The organism is Phreatobacter sp. (genome assembly GCF_052440005.1).
In the GTDB taxonomy this organism is placed as follows: Bacteria; Pseudomonadota; Alphaproteobacteria; order Rhizobiales; family Phreatobacteraceae; genus Phreatobacter.
On the sequence record NZ_JBQVQL010000023.1, the window covers coordinates 42,986 to 49,964 of the forward strand.

6 protein-coding genes and 1 pseudogene are annotated in these 6,979 nt (G+C 68.7%); 3 read left to right on the forward strand and 4 right to left on the reverse strand.

What is annotated here, in order from left to right; genetic code table 11:
* Positions 1 to 100 precede the first annotated feature (100 nt).
* The 4 genes from ACT6XY_RS08140 to dapA form a co-directional block, all read right to left on the reverse strand.
* Complete coding sequence (locus ACT6XY_RS08140) at positions 101 to 1,564, reverse strand: HD-GYP domain-containing protein (protein WP_444747836.1); 1,464 nt, start codon at positions 1,562 to 1,564, stop codon at positions 101 to 103.
* Positions 1,565 to 1,678: 114 nt separating this feature from the next.
* Positions 1,679 to 2,074 carry a VOC family protein gene (locus ACT6XY_RS08145; protein ID WP_444747837.1) on the reverse strand — a complete coding sequence of 132 codons (396 nt, stop codon included), beginning with the start codon at positions 2,072 to 2,074 and terminating at the stop codon, positions 1,679 to 1,681.
* A 259-nt stretch (positions 2,075 to 2,333) separates the two neighbouring features.
* A complete protein-coding gene (gene smpB, locus ACT6XY_RS08150; RefSeq protein ID WP_444747838.1) occupies positions 2,334 to 2,807 on the reverse strand; it encodes an SsrA-binding protein SmpB in 474 nt (157 codons plus the stop codon).
* Between the two features lie 23 nt (positions 2,808 to 2,830).
* Positions 2,831 to 3,715 carry a 4-hydroxy-tetrahydrodipicolinate synthase gene (gene dapA / locus ACT6XY_RS08155; protein WP_444747839.1) on the reverse strand — a complete coding sequence of 295 codons (885 nt, stop codon included), beginning with the start codon at positions 3,713 to 3,715 and terminating at the stop codon, positions 2,831 to 2,833.
* Between the two features lie 159 nt (positions 3,716 to 3,874).
* Here dapA and map point away from each other — a divergent pair, with 159 nt between their 5' ends.
* The 3 genes and pseudogenes from map to ACT6XY_RS08170 form a co-directional block, all read left to right on the forward strand.
* Positions 3,875 to 4,627: a type I methionyl aminopeptidase gene (gene map, locus ACT6XY_RS08160; protein WP_444747840.1), complete on the forward strand. Its 753-nt coding sequence runs from the start codon at positions 3,875 to 3,877 to the stop codon at positions 4,625 to 4,627.
* Positions 4,628 to 4,754: 127 nt separating this feature from the next.
* Complete coding sequence (locus ACT6XY_RS08165; protein ID WP_444747841.1) at positions 4,755 to 5,369, forward strand: hypothetical protein; 615 nt, start codon at positions 4,755 to 4,757, stop codon at positions 5,367 to 5,369.
* A gap of 268 nt (positions 5,370 to 5,637) precedes the next feature.
* Positions 5,638 to 6,979, forward strand: a pseudogene (locus ACT6XY_RS08170) (lytic transglycosylase domain-containing protein); the annotation flags it as partial.

Below are 6,979 nucleotides of genomic sequence, written 5' to 3' on the forward strand. Positions count from 1 at the left end.
GGGTTTCGTTCGTCGGGGAGGCGGCGGGCGAACGCCTGTCCGTGCAGTGGTGCTCGGCCCGCTGTCCCAAGCCTGCCGAAACGGCGCTCATGGGCCGAGGCTAGGCCGCTTTCGCCGCCGGTTCGGCGTCGGCACAGCTGGACGCGATGCGTTCAAAACGGGGCTCTGCCACGAGGAAGGCCGCCACGACCATTGGGTCAAATTGAGCCCCGGCACCATCGATCAGGATCTGGCGGGCTTCGGCGTGCGACATGGCAGGCTTGTAGACACGTTCGCTGCGCAGGGCATCGTAGACGTCGGCGAGCGCCATCACCCGTCCGGCGAGCGGGATCTGCGTGCCCTTCAGGCCCAGTGGATAGCCCGCGCCGTTCCACTGTTCGTGATGGCCGGCGATGACGTCGCGCGCTGCGGCAAGATAAGGCGTCACCCCGACATCGGCGATGACCTTGTCCATGACGGCGAGGCCATGGGCGACATGGGTCTTCATCACCTCGAACTCTTCGGCGGTGAGGCGCCCCGGCTTGCGGAGGATCGCGTCAGGCACGGCAACCTTGCCGATGTCATGGAGCGGCGCCGCCGTGACGATGTTCTCGATCCCCTGAGGGGTGAGCGCAGCGGCGTGTTGCGGATCCAGGGCGAGCTGTTCGCACAGGATGCCGACATAGTGCTGGGTGCGCTGGAGATGGCCGCCGGTCTCGTTGTCGCGTGCCCCGGTCAGACCGATCAGCGCCTGCATGATGGCGTCATTGGTCCGTGTCGTCGTCGCGTGGGCCCGTTCGAGCTCATCGAGGAGGCGGTTGATCTCCGCGGAGACAAAGCCGATCTCGTCATGGGTGCCGATGACGGCGCGGCGGCGCACGCGGCCGTCACGCGCCTCACCGAGGGTGACGACCTGTTCGGAAACCGCCTTCGCGAGCAGTTTCTCGACCTCCCGTGCACAGTTGGCGACGTAGCACAGGATGATCACGAAAACGAAAGCAAATTCAACGATGAGGCGGCGAAAGCCATCGACGTCCCGGACCGCGCCGTCCTCGATCCCGCGCAGCACGAGCAGGGAGACGACACCGAGCACCAGGGCCATCACCAGGCCGAAGCTCAGCCCGAGGCGGACCGCGAAGGGCGCACGCGGTGCTCCCGCGAAGGGGGGCATGCCGCCTTCCTCGAAACGGAGCCGGGTCCGCACGAAGCCCTGATCGAGGCCGGCAAACAAGCCGATCGTCACGAAACCCAGCATCGCCTTCAGGCCACTCCCGGGCGGAAAGCCGTGAAACAGGGTGTTGACGATACCGACCACCGAGCCACCGATGACGAAAACGCTCAGTTCCCCGAAAAAGGCAAGCTGCGGCCGCCTGTCGGGCGAAGCTGCGGAGACCCGCCGCGCGATCACGGTGCGGAGTCCCCATTGCCCCATCAGCACGGGCACCAGCGTCGCGGCCCAGAGCGAAACCTCGAGGCCGTTGATGAAGTTGCAGACGCTGTAGCCGTAGACGGTAACGAAGACCGCTGAGAGGACATGATGGGCTGCGGATCGCAGTGCCCCGGGTGACTCCACGAACTTCGCCATGCCCGTTCTCCTTACGCAAGGTTACCCACCGCCCGTTGCGAACGCGTTAATTGGGCGAAGATGGCCTTGGCCCCCGCCCACCGGGACGAGCGAGCTTTCGAGGCGGGTCGTGCGCTACGCCGACGCCTGGCCGTGATAGCTCAGGAACTCGAGCAGCGAGCCGTCGGGGTCGCGGAAATAGACGGACGTCGCCGGCCCGCGCACGCCGTTGGTCGCCACCGGGCCGAGCTCCACCGCGACGCCGCACCGCCCGAGATGCTCGGCGGCCCCCGCGATCGGCCCCTCCCATTCGAAGCAGATGTCGGAATTGCCGGGCATCACCGGCACGCGGGCGACGGCGTTGACGTGGCCGATGCCGGGCCCGTGGCAGTTCAGGCGGATGTCGCCGATCCTGTAGGCGAAACCGGCGCCGCGCGGCACCACCTCGGCCCCCAGCACGTCGCGGTAGAAGGCGTTCGAACGCTCCCAGTCGCTGACGTGGATGACGACGTGGTCGAGCTTGTAGGCCATGGCGGTTCTCCCCAGACGAGATGAGCGGAGGCAGCGCGCGGGATCAAGGGGGACGGCGGGATCGGATCAATCCGCGCACAGCGGCCGGACAGTCACCGGCGGAGACCTCCACGCCGCTCACCGCGTCATGCCCGGCCTCGTGCCGCGCATCCACGACTTCCTCCGCCTACGGACATGTTCAAGTCGTGGATGGCCGGGACAAGCCCGGCCATGACGGATGGGTCAGTTCCTCGCGGCTTTATGCCGTGACAACTGCCCCCTACCCCCGGTCCCTCATGATGCGCGCCTGATCGCGCTGCCAGTCGCGCTTCTTCTCGGTGTCGCGCTTGTCGTGCAGCTTCTTGCCGCGGGCGAGCGCCAGCTGCAGCTTCGCCCGGCCCTGCTCGTTGAAATAGAGCTTGAGCGGCACGACGGTGAGGCCGTCGCGCTGCACGGCCCCGGTCAGCTTGGCGATCTCGCGCTTGTGCAGGAGCAGGCGGCGCGGTCGCTTCGGCTCGTGGTTGAAGCGGTTGGCCTGCAGATATTCGGGAATGTTGCAGTTGAACAGGAAGAACTCCTCGCCCGAGGGGCCGGCATAGCTCTCCCCGATCGTCGCCTTGGCGGCGCGCAGCGACTTCACCTCGGTGCCGGTGAGCTGGAGCCCGGCCTCGAACGTGTCGAGGATCTCGTAGTCGAAGCGTCCGCGCCGGTTCTCGGCGATGACCTTGATCTTGGGGTCCGGCTTGGCCGCCATGGCGTGTGCTCTCTTAGCCCCCGTCAGTTCATCAGGCCGGCATGGACGAGCGCCTTCTTCAGCGTCTCGCGGGTGGCCTCGGAGGCCGCCACCATGGGCAGGCGCACCTCATCCGCCATGCGGCCGAGCAGCGCCAGCGCCGCCTTGGACGGCGCCGGGTTCGGCTCGACGAAGAGGGCCTGGTGCAGCGGGAACAGCTTGTCCTGGATCTCCAGCGCCTTGGCGTAGTCGCCGGCGAGGCAGGCGTTCTGGAAATCGGCGCAGAGGCGCGGGGCGACATTGGCCGTCACCGAGATGCAGCCGTGGCCGCCGTGGGCCATGTGGGCGAGCGCCGTGCCGTCCTCGCCGGAAAGCTGGATGAAGTCCTTGCCGCAGGCCTGGCGCTGGGCCGAGACGCGGTCGAGCTTCATCGTCGCGTCCTTGACGCCGACGATGTTCGGAATCTCGGCGAGGCGCGCCATGGTCTCCACGCTCATCTCCACCACCGAGCGGGGCGGGATGTTGTAGATGAAGATCGGCAGGGACGTGGATTCCGCGATGGCCTTGAAGTGCCGGTACAGGCCCTCCTGGCTCGGCTTGTTGTAGTAGGGCGTGACGTGCAACAGGCCCTGCGCTCCCGCCTTCTCGGCATGGCGGGAGAAGTCGATGGCTTCCGCCGTGTTGTTGGAGCCGGCACCGGCCATGACCGGCACGCGGCCGCGGGCCTCCTCGATCGCCCATTCCACCACGCGCTTGTGCTCGTCATGGGTCAGCGTCGGGCTCTCGCCGGTGGTGCCCACCGGCACGATGCCGTGGGAGCCCTCGGTGATGACCCAGTCGACATGGGCGCGGAACGCCTTCTCGTCCACCTTGCCGTCCTTGAACGGGGTGACGAGGGCAGGCAGCGATCCCTTGAACAGGCTGGACATGGAGCGGTCTCCGGAAACGGGAGATGGGTGGCGGCGAGCCGCCGCGAAAGGCCGGCCACAAAGCCTTGAGACGGCGGCAACGTCAAGGGCGCAGGCGCAATTCCAGGGTGGTCCGCCCGGCCTGCGGATGATAGGCGGGGGCGCAAAGGACCCGATGCCATGACCATTTCGAGCGAAGACGAACTCGCCGCGCTGAGGCAAATCGGCCGGATCGTCGCCGAAGCCCTGGAGACCATGGGCAAGGCGCTGGAGCCGGGCATGACCACGGCCGAGCTCGACCGGATCGGCCGCGCTGTCATGGAGGCAGCAGGCGCGCGCTCGGCGCCGGAGATGGTCTACGACTTTCCCGGCGCGACCTGCATTAGCGTCAACGAGGAGATCGCCCACGGCATTCCGGGCGACCGCCGCATCCTGGCGGGCGACCTCGTCAACATCGACGTCTCCGCCGAGAAGGACGGCTATTTCGCCGATACCGGGGCCTCCTTCGCCGTGCCGCCGGTGACGCGGGCCGTCGAGCGGCTGTGCCGGGACGGGCGAAAGGCCATGTGGGCCGGCCTCGGCGCCGTCGGGACCGGCAAGCCCTTCGCCGGCATCGGCCAGGCCGTCGGCGACTTCGCCCGGCGGCGCGGCTACACGCTGGTGCGCAACCTCGCGAGCCACGGCGTCGGCACCTCCCTGCACGAGGAGCCGACCGAGCTCGCCACCTGGCCCGACGCCTCCGAGCGCCGCGTCATGGCCGAGGGTATGGTCTTCACCGTCGAGCCCTTCCTCTCCCTCGGCGCCGAGATGGCGGAAGACGGCGACGATCCCTGGACGCTCTATTCCCTGCCCCGCGCCCTCACCGTCCAGTACGAGCACACGGTCGTCGCCACGCGGAATGGGCCGATGGTGCTGACGCTGGCGGGGCGGTAGGGGGAGCCAACAGCCGTACAGGTCGAAGGTGAATTTCGGAGACGATCGAATATGTTCCGCGGATGAATGAAGCTCGCCGTTCAGCACGCATGTCGCCCATTCATTCTAGCGTACAACCAGTTGCTTCGTGACCCATGGTCTGGCGTTCATTCAGCTGTTCTGGGAGATATCCATGTCGCCTCATCGCCGGATTGTCGCTGCACTGGGTCTCTCGCTTTCGATCACGGCGGCATCGGCCGGACCGGTAGCTGCACAGTCCCCCACCTTGCCGGAAGCGGTCGGCACCCTGCTGTTTCCGGACGCCATCACGGCGATGCCTATGACTTCCGGCCCCGGAAGCGTGACGTATCGCGGCAGCACCCAACCCGGTGGGCCCGAGCGGACCATCCTCCGCATCGCGTCGAGCCTCGCCGATCGCTGCCTGTTTGAGGCAGCCTTCCTCGAAGCGCCGGCGCCGGCGGACGTGCCCGGCATCGCGGTCACGACTGCACAATTGACGACCATTGACCTGCGCAGGCCCGCACAGGCCGTCCTGAGCCCCGCCGCGCAGCCAGGAGCCGCATCCCGTTTCGTGCTGAGCGGCAAGGCTCTCTATTGCTCGCGAAACATGATCCTCGAACAGACGCCGAAGCTGACGCTGAGCGAGAGCTGTCTCGAGACGGTCGAGGACAGCGTCCTGCCGGCGGACATGGCCCGCAAGACCGCAGCCTTCGACGCTCTTCGCCTCGCATGCCGCTGGTGATGCCATACACCACCGGTCGGACCTGCCATCGGAAGATAGATTTCTGGGAATATCGTCCTAGATACCACACAGCGTAACGCTGCTGCAAGCCCTGAGCAGCCTGCGGCGCGCCGCCGCATCCTTAACGGCTGCTTTACCACGCCGGGCGGTTCCCCCCCTCCCCGGAAAGGAAGCGTCAAGGAAAACGGCCTGATAACCACCTCTTCGAGGCCACATTCCCGTTCGAATGAGGTCGTTCCGCGTTGCGTATCAGGACGGACCTTCGCCCATGCCCGTTTGCCTGGCCCCGACCGCTCCCCGAATCCGCCTGTCGATGTGGGCGGGCGTCGCCCTCAGCACCCTGATCCTCGCCGGCTGCGCCCGGGGCGAGGTATCCGGCGGCGATGCGGCGGGACAGGCCGCCGGCGGCGAGGTAACGGCCCAGCTGACGAGCTATGCCGCAGCCGGTCCGGAAACCACTGCATCGATTTCGCGGGAGCAGCAGGTCTGGCGGCCCTCGGGCGGCGCGGCGAGCGAAGCCGACGTCTCCGCCCTCGGCCGTGTCGCGGCGGCGGCCCGGCGCGGGTCGGCCGAGCAGGCGACCGCCGCCCGTGACCAGATCCGCGATCCCGTGGCCCGGGTGCTGGCGGAATGGATGATCCTGCGCTCCATCGACACGGTCGGCTTCGACCGGCAGGCAGCGTTCCTGCGCGCCAATCCGGCTTTCCCGGCGAGCCAGCGCATCCGGCTGCGCGCCGAAGGCTCGCTCCTCGACAACAATGCCGGCCCCGACGTGGTTCGCGCCTTCTTCCAGGGCAACCCGCCGCGCTCGGCCAAGGGGCGGATCGCCTATGCCATCGCGCTGAAGCGCGGCGGCAGCGACGCCCAGGCCCTGCGCCTCGCCAGGGAGGTCTGGCACGAGTCGGATCTCTCGTCGGATGCGGAGGAGCGGCTGCTCGCGGTGTTCGGCTCGGCGCTGGGCGCGAGCGACCACAAGATGCGGCTCGACCGCATGCTGCATGAGAACGAGCCGGCGACGGCGCTGCGGGCGGCGCAGCGACTCGGGGCGGGCCAGGTGGCGCTGGCGCGGGCCTTCCTCGCGGTCGGCGGCCAGAAGCCGAACGGCGGTGCCCTGCTCGCCCAGGTGCCGGGCTCGCTGCACCGCGATCCCGCCTATCTCTTCGCGCGGGCCCAGTGGCTGCGCCGCGAGGACCGCGCCGGCGAGGCGGCGGCGATCCTCGTCGCCGCGCCGCGCGATCCGGCCGTGCTCGGCAAGGCGGAGGACTGGTGGGTGGAGCGGCGCGCCATGGTGCGCAAGCTGCTCGACGCCGGCCAGGCGCGCACGGCCTATCAGGTGGCCGCGACCCATGCGGTGCGCTCGGGCGGCCACAGGGTCGACGCGGAGGCCCATGCCGGCTGGCTGGCGCTGCGCCACCTGAACGACCCCGCCACCGCCATCCGCCATTTCGAGGCGGCGCGGCAGGCGGCGACGACGCCGATGTCGCAGTCGCGCGCGTCCTACTGGCTCGGCCGCGCCCACGAGGCGGCGGGGCACCAGGGACCCGCGCGCGCCAGCTACGAGGCCGCCGCCCGTCACGCCACGCACTACTATGGCCAGCTCGCGCGGGCGA

Bases quoted from the DNA above. Each gene is read 5' to 3' on its own strand.
- ACT6XY_RS08145 (WP_444747837.1), bottom strand. From the start codon at position 2,074: ATGGCCTACAAGCTCGACCACGTCGTCATCCACGTCAGCGACTGGGAG.
- smpB (WP_444747838.1), bottom strand. From the start codon at position 2,807: ATGGCGGCCAAGCCGGACCCCAAGATCAAGGTCATCGCCGAGAACCGG.
- dapA (WP_444747839.1), bottom strand. From the start codon at position 3,715: ATGTCCAGCCTGTTCAAGGGATCGCTGCCTGCCCTCGTCACCCCGTTC.
- map (WP_444747840.1), top strand. From the start codon at position 3,875: ATGACCATTTCGAGCGAAGACGAACTCGCCGCGCTGAGGCAAATCGGC.
- ACT6XY_RS08140 (WP_444747836.1), bottom strand. From the start codon at position 1,564: ATGGCGAAGTTCGTGGAGTCACCCGGGGCACTGCGATCCGCAGCCCAT.